This is a genomic window from Arthrobacter sp. Soil762 (genome assembly GCF_001428335.1).
Taxonomy (GTDB): Bacteria; Actinomycetota; Actinomycetes; order Actinomycetales; family Micrococcaceae; genus Arthrobacter.
Genome location: NZ_LMSG01000007.1, coordinates 39,627 through 58,151, shown reverse-complemented (window position 1 = coordinate 58,151; position 18,525 = coordinate 39,627). Strand labels below are relative to the sequence as shown.

General features: G+C 64.1%; 19 protein-coding genes and 1 pseudogene. 18 read left to right on the top strand and 2 right to left on the bottom strand.

From position 1 onward, the window contains the following. Positions 1 to 8 precede the first annotated feature (8 nt). The 6 genes and pseudogenes from ASG77_RS21160 to ASG77_RS07250 all read left to right on the top strand — a co-directional run. Positions 9 to 309 (top strand): annotated as a pseudogene (locus ASG77_RS21160) (transposase); the annotation flags it as partial. Next, complete coding sequence (locus ASG77_RS21730) at positions 308 to 556, top strand: hypothetical protein (protein WP_156380211.1); 249 nt, start codon at positions 308 to 310, stop codon at positions 554 to 556. The pseudogene ASG77_RS21160 and the gene ASG77_RS21730, both read left to right, overlap by 2 nt. A gap of 573 nt (positions 557 to 1,129) precedes the next feature. Next, positions 1,130 to 2,152, top strand: coding sequence for a DUF4192 domain-containing protein (locus ASG77_RS07260; protein WP_056343162.1), 1,023 nt, complete (start codon positions 1,130 to 1,132; stop codon positions 2,150 to 2,152). A gap of 174 nt (positions 2,153 to 2,326) precedes the next feature. Next, on the top strand, positions 2,327 to 2,476 hold the full coding sequence (locus ASG77_RS21725; RefSeq protein ID WP_156380210.1) for a hypothetical protein: 150 nt from the start codon (positions 2,327 to 2,329) through the stop codon (positions 2,474 to 2,476). 531 nt (positions 2,477 to 3,007) lie between these two features. Then, positions 3,008 to 3,928 (top strand): DNA-processing protein DprA, encoded by a 921-nt coding sequence (locus ASG77_RS07255; RefSeq protein WP_056343160.1) that lies wholly within the window; start codon positions 3,008 to 3,010, stop codon positions 3,926 to 3,928. 198 nt (positions 3,929 to 4,126) lie between these two features. Further along, entirely contained in the window at positions 4,127 to 4,342 is a 216-nt protein-coding gene (locus tag ASG77_RS07250) for a hypothetical protein (RefSeq protein WP_156380209.1), read from the top strand. 12 nt (positions 4,343 to 4,354) lie between these two features. Here ASG77_RS07250 and ASG77_RS07245 read toward each other — a convergent pair. Continuing rightward, a protein-coding gene (locus tag ASG77_RS07245) for an IS3 family transposase (protein ID WP_156380208.1) occupies positions 4,355 to 5,556 on the bottom strand; the annotation gives its coding sequence in 2 pieces (ribosomal slippage) (positions 4,355 to 5,304 and positions 5,304 to 5,556; 1,203 coding nt in all). A 756-nt stretch (positions 5,557 to 6,312) separates the two neighbouring features. On the opposite strand from ASG77_RS07245, the gene ASG77_RS07235 reads away from it, so the two are divergent. The 11 genes from ASG77_RS07235 (at position 6,313) to ASG77_RS07190 (ending at position 12,937) form a co-directional block, all read left to right on the top strand. Then, a complete protein-coding gene (locus ASG77_RS07235; protein ID WP_056343156.1) occupies positions 6,313 to 7,662 on the top strand; it encodes a ParB/RepB/Spo0J family partition protein in 1,350 nt (449 codons plus the stop codon). 971 nt (positions 7,663 to 8,633) lie between these two features. Beyond that, positions 8,634 to 8,798, top strand: a complete 165-nt coding sequence (locus tag ASG77_RS21720; RefSeq protein WP_156380207.1) for a hypothetical protein — start codon at positions 8,634 to 8,636, stop codon at positions 8,796 to 8,798. 29 nt (positions 8,799 to 8,827) lie between these two features. After that, entirely contained in the window at positions 8,828 to 9,181 is a 354-nt protein-coding gene (locus tag ASG77_RS07230) for a hypothetical protein (RefSeq protein ID WP_056343153.1), read from the top strand. A 377-nt stretch (positions 9,182 to 9,558) separates the two neighbouring features. Further along, a complete protein-coding gene (locus ASG77_RS07225; protein ID WP_056343151.1) occupies positions 9,559 to 9,954 on the top strand; it encodes a hypothetical protein in 396 nt (131 codons plus the stop codon). Between the two features lie 408 nt (positions 9,955 to 10,362). Beyond that, positions 10,363 to 10,629, top strand: coding sequence for a glutaredoxin family protein (locus ASG77_RS07220; protein ID WP_056343150.1), 267 nt, complete (start codon positions 10,363 to 10,365; stop codon positions 10,627 to 10,629). Beyond that, positions 10,626 to 10,835, top strand: coding sequence for a hypothetical protein (locus ASG77_RS07215; protein ID WP_056343149.1), 210 nt, complete (start codon positions 10,626 to 10,628; stop codon positions 10,833 to 10,835). Before ASG77_RS07220 ends, ASG77_RS07215 begins: the two co-directional genes overlap by 4 nt. Before the next feature lie 24 nt (positions 10,836 to 10,859). Beyond that, a complete protein-coding gene (locus tag ASG77_RS07210) occupies positions 10,860 to 11,297 on the top strand; it encodes a hypothetical protein (RefSeq protein ID WP_056343215.1) in 438 nt (145 codons plus the stop codon). Positions 11,298 to 11,299: 2 nt separating this feature from the next. Continuing rightward, complete coding sequence (locus ASG77_RS07205; RefSeq protein WP_056343148.1) at positions 11,300 to 11,560, top strand: ParB family protein; 261 nt, start codon at positions 11,300 to 11,302, stop codon at positions 11,558 to 11,560. Continuing rightward, positions 11,557 to 12,180, top strand: coding sequence for a thermonuclease family protein (locus ASG77_RS07200; protein WP_056343147.1), 624 nt, complete (start codon positions 11,557 to 11,559; stop codon positions 12,178 to 12,180). Before ASG77_RS07205 ends, ASG77_RS07200 begins: the two co-directional genes overlap by 4 nt. 9 nt (positions 12,181 to 12,189) lie before the next feature. Further along, positions 12,190 to 12,447 (top strand): hypothetical protein, encoded by a 258-nt coding sequence (locus ASG77_RS07195; RefSeq protein ID WP_056343146.1) that lies wholly within the window; start codon positions 12,190 to 12,192, stop codon positions 12,445 to 12,447. Between the two features lie 7 nt (positions 12,448 to 12,454). Then, positions 12,455 to 12,937 (top strand): hypothetical protein, encoded by a 483-nt coding sequence (locus tag ASG77_RS07190; protein ID WP_056343145.1) that lies wholly within the window; start codon positions 12,455 to 12,457, stop codon positions 12,935 to 12,937. Between the two features lie 73 nt (positions 12,938 to 13,010). On the opposite strand, the gene ASG77_RS07185 is transcribed toward ASG77_RS07190, so the two are convergent. Continuing rightward, a complete protein-coding gene (locus ASG77_RS07185) occupies positions 13,011 to 13,454 on the bottom strand; it encodes a hypothetical protein (protein ID WP_200950688.1) in 444 nt (147 codons plus the stop codon). 442 nt (positions 13,455 to 13,896) lie between these two features. Here ASG77_RS07185 and mobF point away from each other — a divergent pair, with 442 nt between their 5' ends. Next, positions 13,897 to 18,513 carry a MobF family relaxase gene (mobF, locus tag ASG77_RS07180; RefSeq protein WP_056343142.1) on the top strand — a complete coding sequence of 1,539 codons (4,617 nt, stop codon included), beginning with the start codon at positions 13,897 to 13,899 and terminating at the stop codon, positions 18,511 to 18,513. The last annotated feature ends 12 nt before the right edge of the window (positions 18,514 to 18,525 follow it).

Here is an 18,525-nt window from a genome sequence, read left to right as displayed (position 1 = left end):
GGCTGCAGCGACTGGCTGAACAGATCAGCGCCATCGATGTAAAGATCGCCGACGTCGATGCCCAGATCACGGACCTGTTCCCGCAGCACGACAGCGCCGATGTTTTGCTGAGTATGCCGGCGTTCGGCCCCGTACTCGCAGCAACTTTCCTCGCGAACATCGGCCGGCAACCTGGACGCATTCGATTCCGTCGACGGGCTCGCCAGCGTCGCGGGACTGGCCCCGGTCCCACGTGATTCCGGACGGATCAGCGGGAATCTGCACCGACCGCGTCGCTTCAACCGCAGACTCCTCCGAACCTGTTACCTTGATCGGTGCCGTATGGCGACGTTTTAATAGCCCCGTCCCCGCGTCCGAGGAACGGCCCGCCGTCCGGATCGTCACCGGCGAATCGTTTGGCGGCGGCATCACCGTCCATGCCGTTCCCGTCACGGCCGAGGGGGGACCGGCCCCGTGGTACATGTTCGGCGGGACGTTCATTTTCAGCAGTGACTCACGCTTCCGGGAAGCCGCAGGCCACTACGGGGCGTTGCCGCTGCACGACCGCCAAGAATAAGAAAACGCGGTGGCCGGGCCAGATGGTCCGGGTCACCGCTGGCGGTCCGCCGTCGTGGCCGGCCCGGTGCCTGGTTGGGGGCGGCGGACCGCCGTTAGCGCCAAGGCCATGAACGTGGTTCAGTGCGGACGGCGGCCGACGGCGCCGGGATCCGCGCCGTGCTTTCTGTGGTGAAGGTTTAGGGCCGGCTCGCCAGGGCTCACCATAAATGGGCGTCCGCTKCGCGGCCGGCTGTTGGGTGCTGCCGGTCCGTCGCRGAGCTCCTGCCCGTCATCACCTTTGTTTACGTCTTCGACGTTTTTTGGTTGCTGTCCTTCGGATTCTAGGCGTCCGCTCCACCCGGTCTAGCCCCTCCTTCGTCGGGGCCTGCGGCGAGTGAATTTCCCTGCGGCGCTCCTGCGTCGCTGATTTCCTCCGGGAATTTCCCGCACCTTGCCCTTTGGGTAGACAGGGCTCCGTCGGCCGCCGAGCAAGCGAGCTTGCCAGCAACCAAAAAACAACGGGGGGAGAGGGGCAGCTGGCCCGGTTACGAGGTCCCCTCACCATCCCAATCCTCAGCAAAGGACAAACACCATGACTGATTCAGTACGCGCCACTGGTCCCGCCGACGTTCTCAGCTACATCCCGCACACGCTGGGCAACGTGCCCCGCGAGTCGTTCGTGTTCCTGACCGTGCAGGGCACCCGACTGGGCGCCACCCTCCGGGTCGACGCTCCCACGGCTGCAACGCCGGGCATGTTCGCCCACACCATCAGCGGCTTTCTCGAAGCGGACAAAGCCGCCACGTCCGTCCTGCTCGCCGTTTACACGGACCTGACCGCGGAGGATGCCCCGCGCCCGTTCCACGAGTACATCGAGGCACTCATTGAAGTACTCGACGCTGCCGGAACCCCGCTCAAAGACGGGTGGCTGGTGACCTCCACCCACTGGCAGGACCTGCTGTGTGACAGCGAGGCCGGATGCTGCGCACCCCAGCCGCTGGACGCGATCACCGACAGCGCCCTGAACGCCGAAATGGTGTTCCGCGGCAGCGCTTACAACGCCGGACCCGGCACGACCTACGCGCCCTATGCCGGACCGGCAGAGGCCACCGAGTGGATCCAGTCCATGTATGGGCACCTGTTGGCCGAGGACCTGAGCGCACCACGCGCCCAGTGGGCCGCAGCGCTGGAAGCCAGCGAACCGCTGACCGGGGTCAAAGCGGTGGAGTTGGTGGCCGCATTCCAAGCCCCCGCCGTGCGGGACGCCCTGCTGGTGAACATCGTCGACCCGGACCTGCCGGATGCAGAAGACAGCGGGGCGCTGCTGTTGGGCAGCGGAATCGCGCCGGACTGGACCCGCGTGGACAAGGCCCAAGCCGTGGCCCGCGAACTGATCACCGCAGCACCGGCAGGCTACCGTGCCCCGCTGCTGACCTTGATCGGATGGACGGACTACCTCAAAGGCCGGGCATCTTCGGCCGGGGAACACTTCACACTCGCCCAAGCCGACGCCCCCGGCTACCGCCTCGCGGAACTGCTGGAGCAGATGATGGTGCTGCGCCCGATCGCGGACACCGCCAAGAACCCCGCGACCGCCTACAAGCGGGAACGCTAAACACCCCACGGGGCCGGGCCAGCATGGTCCGGTCCCCTCAAGTGGGGCGCGGCGGCCTCCCCCGCAAGCTCCGCCGGCCGCCGGTCACGCTTGCGCGGGCGCAGCACCACCGTGAAAGCACGGAAATACCCGCCGGGTTAGAGTGGAAACACGACGACCAGGCAGGAACCAACCATGAGCCACGGATTCATCCTCACCGATCAGGACAAAGCCCCTGAAGGCATCACCGCGGCCGAAGAGGCCATCGAGCTCGCCATCCTGGGTAACGACGAAACGAAGTCCCCCGCGGACTTCACCTGGGACAACCAAGGCCAGCAGTACTAAGACTCCTGCAGCGATGTTGCTGCACTTATAGATTTCCTTTTGCTGAGGGAAAACAGGAAGGGCCGGCGCCTGCAAGGTGCCGGCCCTTCCGCCCGTTAACAAGCCCCTGGCGCGACTAAAGTACTCACTCCCTGGGGGAGCTGGCGCGACTAAAGTACGGGATTTTGTTTGGTGTTCGGGCAGGCTCGCTGGGCTCGCCCCGGTTGCGGTGCAACCAGTTGAGGTCGTCCGCTCACCTTTGTCTACGTCTTCGACGTTTTTTGGTTGCTGTCCTTCGGATTCTAGGCGTCCGCTCCACCCCGTCTAGCCCCTCCTTCGTCGGGGCCTGCGGCGAATGAATTTCCCTCCGGCGCTCCTTCGTCGCTGATTTCCTCCGCGAATTTCCCCCACCTTGCCCTGCGGGTAGACAGGGCTCCGTCGGCCGCCGAGCAAGCGAGCTTGCCAGCAACCAAAAAACAACGGGGGAGAGGGGCAGCTGGCCCGGTTACGAGGTCCCCTCACCATCCCAATCCTCAGCAAAGGACAAACACCATGAACATCACCGGAGACCGTACGGCCCGCGCAGCACTGACCCGCCTGTTTGAACCCGCTGATCGGGTTGTGGCCGCCATTATCGGCCAGCTCGGCGCGTACGCCACGTTGCGCCTCCTGACCGGAGAGCAGGCACCCCACGCCCTGAAGGGCGTCACCCCGGAAGAACTTACCGCCGCAGTGGCCCGCGCCGCACAGCACTACACCGGAGACATTGACCCGCAAAAGGATCTGGACGACGCGGCCGCGATGGGCGGCGGGTTCCTCATTCCCGGAGACGAGCACTGGCCAGAAGGTGTGGATGATCTTGAAGTGCCCCCGCTTGGACTTTGGTACCGGGGGAACCTCACCGCCGGGATCCCGGCAACTGACCGCTGCGTGACCCTCACCGGATCCCGGGACTGCACTGCCTACGGGGCAGCTATCGCCGGAGACTTCGCCCACGGCCTGGCCCAACGCGGCATCACCGTTATTTCCGGTCTGGGCTACGGAGTGGACGCGATTAGCCACAAATCCGCGCTGGCCGGAGGAACGCCCAAGGCGATGTCGACCATCGCCGTGGTCGCCGGAGGCGTAGACCGGTTCTACCCCTCAGGAAACGCCGATCTTGGCCGGGCCCTTCTTGGAACCGGACTCATGATTTCCGAAATGCCAGCCGGGACCGCCCCCACCCGCCACAGGTTTCTCCAGCGCGGCAGGATCATGGCGGCCCTGTCCGGTGCCGTGTGTGTCGTGGAAGCCCGCTACCGTTCCGGCGCGCTGAACACCGCCCACCACGCCGAAACCATCGCCCGTCACGTCGCCGTCGTGCCCGGCCCGGTGACTTCCGCGAACAGCGCAGGCTGCCACAGGCTCGCCCGGGACGGTTCCGCCGTCCTCGTGACCGAAACCAACGAACTGATGGAACTCCTCACCAGCTAAAGCTCAGCGGTGGCCGGACTCCAAAGTCCGGTCACCGCTGGCGGTCCGCCGCTCACCGGATCCGCTGGGAGCGTGGTCACCAGCGACGGACCGCCATAAAGCCCCCTGGACTCCACCGCCTACCGCCGCTTAACTAGCGGCCTGCCCCGAAGGAAGGACACGAGTCGAATGTCGTACCGTGAAGATAACGTCACGCCCATGGTTGCAACCCAGAACAACAGGAGCCACAAAGTGCAGAACGACGACAGGCAGGAAAGCCCGCAACGCCGCTATGGCCCTTGGTATCGCTCTGGTGAACCCTGGATGCTGATCGCCCTAGCTGTCGCCACGGTACTCACTGCGTGGTCGGCATTGACCAACAAGCCCCAAGCGATTGATTACGCCTGCGCCCGTCAAGTTTTTGAGACAGCTTGATTGATTTTCTTCTTACGCTGCTATCTGGTTGATCGTGTTTTGGTATTCGGCCAGGGCGCGTGCCGGGGGCAGGCCGCGGTTGTTGGCATGGGGCCGGCGCCGGTTGTACCAGGACTCGATGTATTCCATCACCGCGGTCCTGGCCGCCATGTGGTTGGGAAAATCGTGGTGGTGATACATCTCGGTCTTCAGGTGCGAGAAGAACGACTCGGCCACCGCGTTATCCCAGCACACCCCGACCTCTCCCATGGACTGGGTGATGCTGTTCGCCGCGCACCAGCCCTGGAACCCGGCAGAGGTGTACTGCGAGCCACGGTCGCTGTGAAAGACCGCCCCTCCGGGGTGAAGCCGGCCATGGTCACGTGCCATGCTGAGCGCGTCAATGATCAACGAAGTGCGCATGTGGGAGGCCATCGACCAGCCCACAACCATCCGGGTCGCCAGATCGATCACGGTGGCCAGGTACAGCCATCCGGAGCCGGTGTGCAGGTAAGTGATGTCCCCGACCATCCGTGTTCCCGGCACGGTGGCGGTGAAGTCACGGTTGCCGTCACCGTCCTGCATGTGGTTGCGTATATGACCGGTCCTGGCAGCGGGGTCAACGACCGTGGTCTTCTTCCACGCCCGCATCCGCACCGCCCGCAGGCCCCGCTTTTTCATGATGGCACCTACCGTTCCCTGGGCCACCGGGACGCCCTCATGGCCCAGGATCGTGGTGATCTGGTCCCTTCCGGCCATGCCCTTCTCGCGGCCAAAAACACGCTCCACCTCCAGGGTCAGCTTATTGTGGCGGAGCTGTGTCGGGGTCGGTTCCTTCGGGGCCGTCCAGCGGTAGTACGAGGATCTGGGGACCTTCAGCTGGTGGCACATCCAGTCGATCTTGTAGTTGGCCTTCTCCTGCCAGATAAACGCGAAGTAGTCGTCTATCGTTGCTTCGCGGCGAAGAAGGCGCTGACTTTTCCCAGGAACTCGATTTCCCGTTTCAGCTCGGCGTTCTCGGCCTGCAGCGCCTTGTACTTCGCCCACTCCACCGGGCCCGGCTCATCGGCAGCCACGTCGGGATGCTCTTCCTTCCAGACCCGCACCCAATTCCCCAACGTCCCCTCATTGACCCCTATATCGGCCGCGACCTGAACAACCGGACGGCCCGAGGAAATCACCAACTCAATGGCCTCAGCCTTGAACTCCGGACTGAATTTACGACGGCTAGACATGAAACAGATTCTCCTAAACCCTGTCTCAAATCACCATACGGGCGCAGCCATCTGGGGCGTTGTTGTCGTGTTGGTTTTGGTGTGGATTGTTTCGCTATTCCGCAAGTGGCAGCGGCGGCGAAGCCCTTCTCAATGACGGGGCGTAGGGCCTAAACAAGAAGTGCAGAACCACAGGCTAGATGGTCGGGAGCGGACATGCTCCCGGCCATCCCTCATTTCCGGGGAAAGTTCGGGCGGTCCGCCGCGCGTGGCTGGCTGTGGGGGGTGGTAGCCGGCGACGAACCGCCTTCCCGACAAGGAACGGTGGTGGCCCACCCGGGCGTGCCGGTCTCACCCTGGGCGGCCGGGATCCTGGGCGGGGGCACTGCGGGGTCCGGGTGAGGGCAGTCTCGCCAGGGCTCGCCCCTGGTTTCCGCTGCGCTTCACCCAGGTAGACGGGCGTCCGCTGCGCGTCACCTTTGTCTACGTCTTCGACGTTTTTTGGTTGCTGTCCTTCGGATTCTAGGCGTCCGCTCCACCCCGTCTAGCCCCTCCTTCGTCGGGGCCTGCGCCCTGGATGATCTGCTGCGGCGCTCCTGCGTCGCTTATTTCCTTCGCAGATCCCCCACGTCTTGCCCTTTGGGTAGACAGGGCTCCGTCGGCCGCCGAGCAAGCGAGCTTGCCAGCAACCAAAAAAACAACGGGGGGAGAGGGGAAGCTGGCCGGTCACCTGAGCCGCCCCTCCCACCCAATCCTTGGGCAAAAAGGAGCCACACCATGAACACAACACCCACGCTTGAAATGATCGACCCGGCAACCCTGATCGTTGACATCAACGTCCGCAAAGACGCCGCCCTGACCCCTGACTTCATCGCCAGCATCAAAGAACACGGCGTGATGGAACCCGTCATCGCCCACCGCAAGGAGGACGGCAACGTGCACGTCCTGATGGGCCAGCGCCGCACCCTCGGAGCCGTCGAAGCAAAACGGGACCTCATCCCTGTGATGATCGTTTCAAGCCCCGAAGAAGCCGAAAGGATTCTCACGCAGGTCGTGGAGAACATCCAGCGGACCGAACTCACTGCCGCCGACGAGGCCGACGCCTACCACCAACTCTCTCTGATCGGCGTCTCGGCCGGATCGATCGCTAAAAAGACCGGACGGGCCAAAGCCGCTGTAGAAGGCGCACTGAAGGCCAGAGCATCCGACGCCGGAGCCGCCGCCCTGGGCAAAGGGCTGACCATCGAGGAAGCGCTCATCATGGCCGAGTTCGAAGGGGACCAGGACGCGACCGAGGAACTGGAATCGGTCATCCAGGATGAACCAGACCAGCTGTTCCACGTCGCCCAGCAGCTCCGGGACGACCGCGAACGCGCCGCCGCCCTCGCGGCCTTCACCGCTGAACTGGAAGCAGCAGGAACCACCATCGTTGATGCACCCGGCTACGGCGACGACAACGAAACCCTCCGCGTCAGTTCCCTGACCCGCGCCGACGGGGAACGAGCCACAGAGGAAGACCGGAACGCTGTCTACATCGAAACGGGTTACAAGGGCGAATACTCCACCGTCCCGGTGATCGCCGGATGGAAGGAACTCGGCTTCACCCCCCGGCACAGCTACCTGTCCTCATCATCGGCCAACAAAGGACCCATGACCGACGAGCAGAAGGCCGAACGGAAGACCCTGATAGCCAACAACAAAGCCATGGATTCGGCTTCGACGATACGCCGCGAGTTCGTGAAGGGTCTGCTGGCACGCAAGCAGGCTCCGAAGGGCTGGCAGTACTTCACCGTCCACGCCATCACCCACCACTCCGAAACGGCCAGCGGCTACGACGGAGAGGTAGCCGCAGAGATGGTCAGCGCGAAGGTCGAAGGGGAGAAGACATGGGCATGGAACCCGCTCCGCACGCACGTGGCCAAAGCCACCACCCGGCCCGAGTTCTCCCTGATCGCGCTTGTCTGCGCGGGATATGAGAAGACCATCGCCAAGGACTCATGGCGGTCCCCGTCCCAGACCCACCGGGACTACCTGAACCAGCTCGTCACATGGGGATACACCCCCAGCGAAGTCGAACAAATCATCCTCGATAGCGCCAAGCCAGCCGGGGACGAAACGGCAGCCTAAGAGCCCTTGCCGGGCGGAACCCCCACCGCCCGGCAAGGCCCCGCCGTACTCACCACGAGCAGGGCAGGGACCCTCCCAAAGTCGGGCGGTCCGCCGCCCAGGGCGAACCACAGCAGCCACTCACCAGCGACGGACCGCCGTTTCCCGCGACAACGCAGAATCCACACCAGGTGCCGCACGCACCCGAAACAGGACTGCTAAAGTCGTCTACAGATTTCCTTTGCCCAAGGGAAAAACCAGGAAAGGCCGGCACCTACGTGCCGGCCTTTCCGCCGTTAACCCACCAGGTGTCTTCCCTCGCCGCGAGAAGCGGACGGCATGCCCTGGCTAGCTCTCGGGCTCAGTCACGTACGTGACCCGGTCTGCGCTGTAGTAACCGCAGAATCCGTCCAAGGGGAAATGCACTCCCACGCAATACACCGCTCCCACGGAACCAAAGTTATGGCCGCCGTGAACAATCTCTCCCAGATCCTCCCGTCCAATTACCTTGACCAATTTCCGCTTATTTTCCGGTGTTATGTTGATGCTCATAGCCCCAGTGTTCGGCGGGAAAATGGCCGGTTGTGGGATGCCCCGCAGAAACACAAACGTGTCTCGTGCCCGCCGGGCATGAAGACGGATACGTCCCCCATGGTCCAGGCGTTGGCGTTGTCCGGCCCACCTGGTCGTTGTGGCCGGCTTCTTTTCAGCAGGGACGACACACATTTGATGTCCCGCTGCGGGTTCCGGAGCGAAGGATCCTCACCCATGGGGCAGGTCTTCAAGCGCGGGGGGATTCTCCCGAACTGCTGCCGGGCGGTGGTTACCACAGCTGGCGACGGCGACAATCACCACCCAGTCCCGCAGGCCCGCGTCCAAGCAATGGTGAACAAATCCGGAAACCTTTTCCACAAATCTCCTAGGGGGACTTGTGAAGAATCTCCTAGGGGGGATAGAATCGAGATATGGAAACAAGTGGAGCAGCTCGGCAAATGACCCAATCCGGCTACTGGTGCCGGTGTGGATTTACCGCAGACCGCAGTCGTGCCGCAGACCAGGGACGCATTGCGGCCCACGAAGCCATGCATGACGCCGAAGATGATGCCTGGCTGGCCGCCAACGGCCTGCAGGCGATAACGCCAACTGATAACCCCTAAAACACAGCCGCTCGGAAAGGAACCGGATCATGATCCACAAGTGCATTGCCCTGGTTGTTCCCGCTCGATTGAGCGAGGAAGTCACCGCCGGAATTCTGGACGTCCGGCACGGGACACTCCAAGCCCTCTACGGGCCACTCGATTGCATCGTCTGTGGCGATTGGCAGGTCTACGTCCGGGCCGACAGCAGCAGCGGCCTACGGCCCAACGTTCGGGCCACGCAACTACTCCACGAGACGGGGCTCTATCTGCCCGAGGTTGCAGGAAACGCCCTCTACCTCGGACGCACGGACCACGGCTGGGACACCGACGCACCCGCCCATCTGATCCGACTGGCAGAGCGCCTGTTCGATACACGCCTGGCAACCGCCGAACTCGTCTAGACACCCATGTGAGCTCCTTGAATGACCGCCCTGCCGGCTACGCCCGGTAGGGCTTCATTTTCGCTCAGAAACAGTTCCCGGCACTTCCATATCTCCATGGATCCCAACATCCCCTAGCTTCTCCTAGCCCGCCTAGCGGTGACGCGCAAGGGGGGCTAGCGTGGGTTATGAAGGAAGTTAAAAGGGAAAGAGGCAAGCACGACATGTTGGCCTCGCCGGAAGGGACGGCTGTTCTCCGGCACCGGACCATCAGCCCGGGAGCCGTCCGGCAGATACCCAAGGGGCTGCCGGCCACGCCGAGCGGCTGGCAGTAACCTTCCCGATAGAGGACCTCAGGGCCCCTGCCGGCCCACCGCCCGGCAGTACGAGAGGAAACAATGACCATCAAGCGCGAGCTCGAAGCTGTAGCCCATAAAGAGGGCAAGTGGTGGCTGATCCACATTCACGAGTTGGACCAGGTCACGCAGGCCAGCAGGGCAAAGGATATCCAGGACATGGCCACGGACCTTGCGGCCGTGGTGCTCGACCTCGACCCCGACGAGGTTAAGGTCAATGTCACGCTCCGGGCCCCCGATGAGGCCATGAAGCGCTGGACCCAGGCGAGGGTAGATATTGAGAAAGCCCAGGAGCTTTCCGCCAAGGGAGCCGCGGAATCACGCGCCGTCGTCGCAGAACTCAGCGAGCACTTCACCATTACCGAAGTCGCCCGCATGCTCGGCATCTCCACCCAGCGAGTCTCCCAGCTCAAAGCAAAGAAGCCCGCAGAAGCATAATCAGAAATCTACAGAAACAACGTCCCCACGCGGACAGGATTCCCGTGGGTGAACAGTTACGCAGCAGCGGGACCATTCGTCGTGGTCAGGTTCTTTTCAGCCATGGACGACACGCATGTGAAATGGGGGCCATGTTCCGAAGTGACCGAACGCTGGCCCTGGCTGACGTACGGCCACGGAATCGCTGTGCAGATGCGTACTGAAATTTGTGCAGACGGGTGCTGAAAATGACAGCAGGCGCCGGACGCTGACGGACCCACCACCCCTAAAGCTCGCATAAAAGTGATTCAAAAACCTCTAGATTATGCGGCAAAAGCGTATTTATTCAGTTGAATAATTGCTAGAATGGAAGGTATCAAGTCAAGCAGTCGAACGAAACTTTTACCCATACGAAACCAGGTACTGAAAATGACTTCCATCACCGAATACACGGTCTACACCAAGCCGGAATGCCCCAACTGCGATAAGACGAAGGCTTACTTCGAGTCCAAGGGCATCACTTACATGGCCGTGGATATCACCGAGAACCCCGCAGCGCTGGAATACATCACCGAAGAACTTGGCTACGCCCAGGCGCCCGTCGTGCAAAACAATGCCGATGACCAGGACCACTGGTCCGGGCTCCGCCGGGACAAGCTGGTCCAGGCTTCCATGAACCACAGCCAGGCGGCGTGAACACCATGGCGGATGCGATGCCGGTGGACCGGTTCACCCTCAGCCCCCGACGGATCACTGACGCTGACTGGTTCGGCCTTGAAGCCAACCCGTCCGGCACCATTAACGTCCCCATCCACGACCCGTATCTGGCACCGTTGATCCAGCCGGTGCCCGGGGCCCGCGAGAATGATCGTGAGTGCCAGCGGCCCACACGCCGACGCTAAATTCCCATTCGAAGGAGACCGATGATGCCTGAATTCCACGACCAGCTCCGTGCCCGCGTCCAAGGCAGCTACACCCTGGAAGCCGGAACGGAAATGCTGATCCGCGCCTTCGGCGGCAGGTTCGCTGAACCAGGCAACCCGTGGATCGATGAGGACCCCATGAGTGGGAAAACGTGGATCGACTTCGGAGAGATCCCGCCCCATGTCGGGTCGCTCTCCGGTGGGGAGCGGCGGTTCCTGATGCTCGCGGCATCCGTGGCCGCCGATGTTCCGGTGGGTGTTGGCGAAATTCTCGACGGACTGGACCGTCCCCTGATGGAGATTGCCCTGGCGGGGTTCGCCCACGCCTCCGGAAGTCACGGGCACTCCGGGCTCCAGTTCAGTGATGATGGCTTGTCCTTTGTGCGCGGCGACCGCCCCGGCACCCTGTACCAATGGCCGGAAGAGACAACCAAGAGCTGACCATGACCAAACCGACGTCGCACATCACCCCGTACTTCACGCATGCCCAGGCCGATCAGGTACGCGCAGCGCTCCAAGCCGCCGGCCCCCTGGAAGGCTACGCCTCCCTGTCTGATTTGGTGGTGGCCGCGACGATGCGGGAAGTGAAACGCCTGCAGCGCAAACACAACGGCGGGCAGAAGTGGGAAGGCGTGCCTGCCGGGTCGATGCGTCCGGGCCGTCGCACCCGTGCAGAAACCGCAGCCAGCGAGGACAGGGCATGAGCCCCCACCGCGCACACCGCCGGCACATCGGAATGCTTGTGGCCGCAACGGCGGCGACCGCCGTGTTCTTGACCGGCTGCAATCCATACGACAACAAACCACTTACCCTGGACGCCGGGGAAGTGCCCGAGGCGGTTGGATGCGAACCGACCGGCACGGCGCCCAAGCCTCCGGCTCTTGTCTACGATGCCGGCGGCCCGTATCTGGTGGAGAGCGTGGTGGATGGGGACACGATCCGGATCAGCTGCAACGGGACCTCCACCCGCGTCCGGCTGGTGGGCGTGAACACCCCCGAGACCGTCAAAGAGGATTCCCCGGTGGAATGCGGTGGCCCTGAAGCGTCCGAATATCTGCACTCCCGGCTCGACGGCAAGGACGTGTTTCTGTCCGCGGATCCCGCCCAGGGGGAGAGGGATAAGTACGACCGTCTGCTGGCCTATGTCTGGACCGCAGACGGCGCACCGGTCAACCAGTCCATCGTGGAGCTCGGCCATGGGGAGGCCGCCGGTTACGGCAAGGACTATGCCATGAGCCGCATCTTTGAAGCGGCCGCGGAACAAGCCAGGGACAAAGCCCTGGGCTTGTGGGCCTGCCCGTCACCACCCGCACACGACCGTTAGGACCGGACCATGTTCATCTTTATCTTCCTGGCAGCTTTCGCGGCTGTTGCCCTGGCTGGATGGATCATCTACGCGCTCACCCACCCGGTCCGGGCCGGCCAAGGCATCCTGATCTTCCTCTGCAAAGCCGCCGGCGTGATCGCCCTGCTGTCCGCGCTTGGTTTCTGGATCGGCCAGGGCTTCGCCCAGGCCGTCCCCGGCTTCCTGTTCATGGCCGGCTTTTTCTTTGCAGCCAACAAGCTCGAGCTGCGCTGGCGCAGCTGGTGACCCCACGATGAGTCCCACCCCGGCAGAACGGTTCTGGGCCAAGGTCAGTAAAGGCCCGCGCCCGGGTGATTGCTGGCTCTACACCGGAGCCGTCTCTGACGATGGGTACGGGCGCTTTACCTTGAACGCTGAGGGACGCACCCGGGCGGTACGCCCGCACCGCTTCGCGTTCCATCTGGTGCACGGGCTGCCGCTGGATTCCTTCGGGGATCTGATGCACTCATGCGATGTGCCGATCTGTGTCCGGGCCACGACCGGAGCGGACACGCATCTGGATCCCGGAACGAACCGGGAGAACATGGCCGACCGTCTGGCCAAGGGCCGGGACTCCAACGGATCGACGTTCCGCTGGCGCGGGCTCTCCCGCGCACTCTTCGCTGACCGGTCCCGCCTGCTGCGCGATGAAGCCCGCGCGCACGGCTGGGACCGTGAGGACCGCATCCGGGCACTGCTCACCGGGGCGGACCCCGACGCCCCCACACTCTTCTAGAACGCGGCACCCAAGACGCAGATGGTCCCCGGCAGTACTGCCGGGGACCATCGTTGCGTGTGCTGGTTCGTGCTTAGGCTGCCTGCGCCGTCGCGGGCTCTTCCTTGCCCCGGGCATCGGCGGCATTAACGGGCGTGGACTCGCTTTGCCCGGCCGCGTCGAGGTCGAGCAACTTCTTCAGTTCCGCGCCGGAGACACCCAGGCGGGAGGCAACGGCGGACTTCGGTTCGCCGGCAGCAATCATCGCGGCCACCGTGCCGGCGGCGCCCCGTGTTGCCGCTTCGGCGTCTTCTTCGGCCTTGGCCAGAATCGCGTCAGCCTTCGCCTGGGCATCGGCGCGTACCTGGTCGGCCTGTTCCTGCTGCTCGAAGAATTCGGCAGCGAGGTCGATGAGTTTTTCGTGGCGGGCGGTGAGCTCCTGGGCTTTCGCCCGTGCCTTCTCGCGTGCGGCCAACTGCTGTGCGGACTTCCGTGGTGCTGCCATGTTCGTGGGTCCCTCCCCCTGGGTGGTTTCCATGGAACAGACCTAACGGCTAGCGCAGTGACTGGCCCATGGCCTGCGTGGCCGCCGGATCGGTCCTCGCTCTCGCTCGGCCTGGTCGTCAGCGGTTGATCCACTCGTGAACCAACCTACAGGAACGGACCTCACGATGTTCGGAGGATGCGTGGATTGGTTCCCCACACCTGGACAGCCCCGAGAGAAACCATGTCTCTGACCTGCCCACCTGTGGACAACCCAATCCGTAGCGGTTCCACACAATCGAACGCACCGTGGATAACGAAAAGCATGTTACCCACCGCCCATTCTCATGTGCAGAACCGCATCAAAGACTTGATGGCCAAAACAGAGTGCTTTTGCCTTCTGATTTTCTCCCCTGTCGAAAGGCAAAAGCACTCTTAATCTGTCACACCTCATGCATCATCGACGAGTGAGGTCCCCGAGCGGGTAGGCTGGGGCGATGATGACCGTGCACAAGCTCAGTGCCGGCGACGGATACACGTACTACACACGTGAAGTCGCCAGTGGTGACGAGCTGCGCACGAAGGACCGTTCACTGGGGGACTACTACACCGTGGACGGGAACCCGCCGGGCCAATGGGGCGGCGCCGGAGCTGCACTCCTGGGCGTCACCGGTGCGGTCACCGAGACGCAGATGGCGGCCCTGTTTGGTGAAGGGCTGCACCCGGACGCCGCTGCGAAACTGGCAGCGGACCCGTCCGCGAAGGTCGCTTTGGGTCAGCGATACCGTAAGTCAACGCAGAAAGACTATGAGCTGCAGGCGCGCATCAACACCGCCACCGGCGACTTCCAGCGGATAAACCACCGCGAGCCTGACGCGGACAATAGGCGCCTGATCCGGACCAAGGAAGGCGCCCAATACTTCCGCGAACTCAACGGCCGGAACCCTGGCGACAAGGAAGAACTGGGCAAGTTCATCACCGCCCAGACCAAACCCGGGTCACAGACCGTCGCAGGCTATGACCTGGTGTTCGCACCGGCCAAGTCCGTGTCCCTCCTGTGGGCTGTCGGCGGCGAGGACGCCCGCAAGCAGATCGAAGCCGCGCACCACGAAGCCATCGAAGAGACCATGGCCTTCCTCGAAAAGGAAGCCACATTCACCCGGCGCGGCCGCAACGGCGTCCGCCAGGAAGACGTGGAGGGCGGACTCGTCTACACGACATTCCGCCACTACGACTCCCGCAACGGGGACCCGCAGCTGCACGATCACGTCGTGGTTTCGAACAAGGTCATGGGCGCTGACGGGAAATGGTCAAGCTTGGACGGGCGCCTGCTGTACCAGTTCAACGTCGCCGCGTCCGAGCACTACAACCGGACCGTCATTGAGAAGGTCTGCACCCGCCTGGGCGTCGGAGTGACCGAACGCAAAGTCTCCGGTGACCGGCCCGTGATCGAGATTGCCGGGGTGGACCTCGCCGCCATTGAAGCCGGTTCCTCCCGCTCAGGGGATATCAAACCGGTACTGGATAAGCTGGTGCAGCAGTTCACCGATGACCACGGCTACGCGCCGAACACCAAGGCGATGATCGCCCTCGCGCAGCGGGCCACCCTCGATACCCGGCCCGAGAAGAAGGCCGCCCGCAGGCTCTCTGACCTCGTGACCGAGTGGACCGAAGAGTTCTCCCAGGTTCCCGGCATGGCCGTTGGACCTGCCGCCGTAGTGAGGGCCCAGGCCCACCGGCATGACGCCCGCGACGCCGCCGAGCGTGACGGCAAACCGCTCGTAACCCACGCTGACGAAGTGGACCCGGCCATCGAAGCCGCCGGTGTCATCCGCACCCTGGAGCGCAGCCGTGGCGTATGGGGAGAACACCACATCGACGCCGAAACCCGCCGCCGTCTGGGATCCAAGTTCGGTGAACTGCCCATCCCCAAAGACCTCATTGAACAGGTCAAGGCCCGCGCCATCGACCAGTTCTCACTGCGCATCACTGCGACCAACCCGGCCTCCGAGATTGACGCCCTACGGCTGCGGAACGGTGCCAGCCGGTACGGGAAAGTCCACTCCACCCTCTACACCTCCTCCGGTGTCCTGCACAGCGAAGACCGGTTGCTGACGGCCGCCCAGCGCACCGTTATCCCGGCAGCGACACGGGACGCTTTTGAGCTTGCCTTGGCCACCCAGGAAAAAGAGTTTGATGCCGGGCAGCTGCGCATGGCCGGGGAGTTCGCGTGCAGTGACAAGCTCCTGGTGGTCGGTGTCGGCCCAGCCGGTGCCGGTAAGACCACTGCCTTGAAGCTCGCCGCCGACACGGTAAGGGAGGCCGGCGGCAAGGTGATCGGCCTCGCCCCCACTGCCGCTGCTGCAGCAGTGATGGGCAAGGAGCTGGGGGCGAACGCGACCACCATTGACTCCTTTGTTCTCGGCTACAAGACCCAGAACCCCAACAGGGTTGCCCTGACTCCAGGGGACGTAATCTTCCTCGACGAAGCCGGCATGGTCGGCACAGAGCTGTTCGCCGCCGTCGTCACCATCGCGGAACAGCACGGCGCTGTCGTCCGAGCCCTGGGCGATGACAACCAGCTCTCTGCCGTTGGTTCCGGCGGCGCGCTGCGGTACTTGAAGAACACCGTCGGCGCTGTGCACCTGGAAGACCTGCACCGCTTCCGGAACGCCGACGGCACGCCCAACAACGCCGAAGCCGCCGCCACGCTGGCGCTGCGCGAACCGCCTGCCGTTGGTGAAGATGACCCGTGGGCCTTCTACCGGGAGAACCGCCGCGTCGTCGGCGGGGACGCCGAAACGATGACCTCCCACGTCTACACAGCCTGGGAGAAGGACACTGCCGCCGGTAAGCATTCAGTGATGATGGCGTTCGACAACGCCACCGTCACCGAACTGAACGCGCGCGCCCAGGCCTACCGGCTCGGCACCGGGACCCTGGCAGATGGCCCGGCCGCGACACTGCGTGACGGGCTCGCCGCCCGGGCCGGGGACGTCATTGTCACCCGGCAGAACAACCGCCGGCTGTCCCTGAACCGGGGCAAAGACTTCGTGAAGAACAACGACGTCTGGACCGTCACCGAGGTCCACGCCGACGGGTCCCTGACCGCCAAGCACCAAGGCCACGCCGGGACGATCACCCTGCCCGCAGACTACGTGCAGGGGAACACGATGCTGGGCTACGCGGCCACCATCCACCGCACCCAGGGCCTGACCTGCGACACCACGCACGCGCTGATCGGCTCGGGCCTTTCCCGCTCCCTGGCGTACGTCGCCGCGTCCCGTGGACGGGAATCCAACCACCTGTACGGCGTGGTCCAGGAAGGCGAAACCCTGGCCGACGTGCTGCGTTCCGTGGCGGGTAACCACGACGGGAACCTCACCGCACACGAACAGATCGACGCCGCCCGTGCAGCTGCCCGGGCACTGCCGGACATGGTCAACGTCTACAAAGACATTGACGACCAGGCCAACGAGCTCCGGATGGCCAACACCGCGCGCAGCATCCTTGGTGAAGGTGAGGCGGAGCCGTTCATCGACTCGGACGCGTGGGGCGCGATCGCCACCCACCTACGCAAGGCAGAGAACGAAGGCTTCAACGTCGGCAACCTCCTGACCGACGCCGCCCGGGATCCGTTCGAGGAATCCCAGGACGCCGGGGCCGTCCTGGCCTGGCGCGTGGAGGACAAACTGGACTACTGGCGCACCCGCGCCGAAGCACCCGTGCGCCGGCCACTGGAAGCCGTCAGCGACGAAGCTCTGGAACGTCTCCAGCGCCGCGCCACCGGTGAGCTGATGCGCGCCCAGGCGAACACGGCCGAGAACCCCGGTGCCCCTGCACCGGACAGGCGGGACCTGGCCCGGACCTGGCTGGCCGAGACCAAGGAAACACCCTGGCAGTCCCGGCTCCATGGCCACGTCACCGACGATGACCTGGACGCCCGGATCACCCGCGCCAAAGAGCAGCTGCGCACTGACGTCACGATCAACGATGACCCGGCGGCCGCCAAGGCCCGCTGGCTCGCCGGTTCCATGGAGAAGGAGAAAGCCTTGCGTGAGCTGATGCCTGAGCCGGTCCGTGCAGATGAAGCCTATGAACGCGGCGCGGTCACCAACTACAGCCGCGACGAGAACGCCCCCCGCGTCCAGGCAGCCGATCAGATCCTTCGCCGGATCGAAGCAGAGCAGCTGCTCCGCCGACGCCTGCCCGCACCCGTGGCCATCACCCCCGCCCCGGATGGTCTGCCGGCATGGATGGCGCCGGCCGACGTCATCACCCACAAGGACACCCCGGCACTGTGGCGCAAGGAACTCGAAGGCCGCCGCGAGGCCATGGCCCAGGAGGTCAACCGTCTTGGATCCCAGCTGGCCGCCGCCCCGCCAGCATGGGCCGAAGCCCTCGGGCCTGTCCCCTCTGACGCTGCCAAGCAGCAGCAATGGCGGGACCTGGCCGTGGAGGTCAAGACCTTCCGCGACACCTACCGGATCCCGGAAACCGAGACGGCCGTCCTGCCCGCCGAGTACACCGAAAAGGGAACCGGTGTCGAGCTGGCAGCCCGTGTTACGGCAATGCACAAATACTCCGCACAGACCGCGAAGGAACCCCTGTCTGCAGCGGACTCCGCCCTGATGGCCGATGCCGCCGAGGTCCAGGCAACAGTGGCCATCGAACCGACGCCGGCAGAGCGCGTGGTGGACGTGCTGCGTGAGGAACGCTCACAGGACGTGACCCTGACCCCGGAGCAGGAACGGGATGAACACGTTGCCGCCACGGCCCGCAAGGTCCGTGAGAACCTGGACGCCCGCCAGGGTGCACCAGCGCCGGAGCAGGCTCCGGAAGCCGTCATCGAGGCGCTGAAGGACATTGCCGCACGCCGGGAAGCGGAGCGCTCAATTGGCGACGCTGCTGGCGGGGAAGCCAAGAAGTCGTGGCAGGAACGGTTGGCAGCGGCACAGCAGAAGCAGCCTGCCATCGGCAACGACTTTGCCGAGAAGCTCGCCCAAATCCGTAAGGCTCAGGAAGACCAAGCGACTGAGGAAGCAAAGCGCAAGACTGCACGCCGCGGACCCAGCGTCGGACCCGACCATGGACGCCTCGGCCCCACCCTGTAGGGCGCTGACCTG

Excerpts from the sequence above, each read along its gene's own strand:
- ASG77_RS07230 (WP_056343153.1), top strand. The coding sequence starts at position 8,828 with ATGATCCACAAGTGCATTGCCCTGGTTGTTCCCGCTCGATTGAGCGAG.
- ASG77_RS07195 (WP_056343146.1), top strand. The coding sequence starts at position 12,190 with ATGTTCATCTTTATCTTCCTGGCAGCTTTCGCGGCTGTTGCCCTGGCT.
- ASG77_RS21720 (WP_156380207.1), top strand. The coding sequence starts at position 8,634 with ATGACCCAATCCGGCTACTGGTGCCGGTGTGGATTTACCGCAGACCGC.
- ASG77_RS07225 (WP_056343151.1), top strand. The coding sequence starts at position 9,559 with ATGACCATCAAGCGCGAGCTCGAAGCTGTAGCCCATAAAGAGGGCAAG.
- mobF (WP_056343142.1), top strand. The coding sequence starts at position 13,897 with ATGATGACCGTGCACAAGCTCAGTGCCGGCGACGGATACACGTACTAC.
- ASG77_RS07255 (WP_056343160.1), top strand. The coding sequence starts at position 3,008 with ATGAACATCACCGGAGACCGTACGGCCCGCGCAGCACTGACCCGCCTG.
- ASG77_RS21725 (WP_156380210.1), top strand. The coding sequence starts at position 2,327 with ATGAGCCACGGATTCATCCTCACCGATCAGGACAAAGCCCCTGAAGGC.
- ASG77_RS07235 (WP_056343156.1), top strand. The coding sequence starts at position 6,313 with ATGAACACAACACCCACGCTTGAAATGATCGACCCGGCAACCCTGATC.
- ASG77_RS07210 (WP_056343215.1), top strand. The coding sequence starts at position 10,860 with ATGCCTGAATTCCACGACCAGCTCCGTGCCCGCGTCCAAGGCAGCTAC.
- ASG77_RS07260 (WP_056343162.1), top strand. The coding sequence starts at position 1,130 with ATGACTGATTCAGTACGCGCCACTGGTCCCGCCGACGTTCTCAGCTAC.
- ASG77_RS07200 (WP_056343147.1), top strand. The coding sequence starts at position 11,557 with ATGAGCCCCCACCGCGCACACCGCCGGCACATCGGAATGCTTGTGGCC.
- ASG77_RS07190 (WP_056343145.1), top strand. The coding sequence starts at position 12,455 with ATGAGTCCCACCCCGGCAGAACGGTTCTGGGCCAAGGTCAGTAAAGGC.
- ASG77_RS07205 (WP_056343148.1), top strand. The coding sequence starts at position 11,300 with ATGACCAAACCGACGTCGCACATCACCCCGTACTTCACGCATGCCCAG.
- ASG77_RS07185 (WP_200950688.1), bottom strand. The coding sequence starts at position 13,454 with ATGGAAACCACCCAGGGGGAGGGACCCACGAACATGGCAGCACCACGG.
- ASG77_RS07250 (WP_156380209.1), top strand. The coding sequence starts at position 4,127 with ATGGTTGCAACCCAGAACAACAGGAGCCACAAAGTGCAGAACGACGAC.
- ASG77_RS07220 (WP_056343150.1), top strand. The coding sequence starts at position 10,363 with ATGACTTCCATCACCGAATACACGGTCTACACCAAGCCGGAATGCCCC.